1 protein-coding gene is annotated in these 300 nt (G+C 37.3%); it reads right to left on the reverse strand.

Annotated features, from left to right (window positions below; translation table 11 throughout):
• On the reverse strand, positions 1–300 hold a 300-nt coding region (locus WFZ85_RS16215), incomplete at both ends, for a hypothetical protein (RefSeq protein WP_342697279.1).

Genomic DNA, 300 nt, shown 5'->3' on the forward strand with positions numbered 1-300 from the left:
TTTGCGTAGGTCCATTGTCATTCGTTAATCGTGCTCTAAAGGTAGACGATATCGCATTAATTCCTACCGTATAACTAAGGTTAGTACCAATAGCGCTTAGAGTAACTCCACAATTAGCTGGAGTTAATTTTACTAATGGAACTATCGGACTTAATACAGTGATAGTATTACCCAAATATGGTACATTCTCTCCATCTATTAAAGCAGCAGCTGTTACTGAGTAGCTGATGTTAAAGTTACGCATACTTAATGGGATAGTAATAAAACGTGTCGGTGAAGTCACTTCTTGACTCTCTAATG

Origin of the sequence: Flavobacterium aureirubrum (genome assembly GCF_038739835.1) — a bacterium.
GTDB lineage: Bacteria > Bacteroidota > Bacteroidia > Flavobacteriales > Flavobacteriaceae > Flavobacterium > Flavobacterium aureirubrum.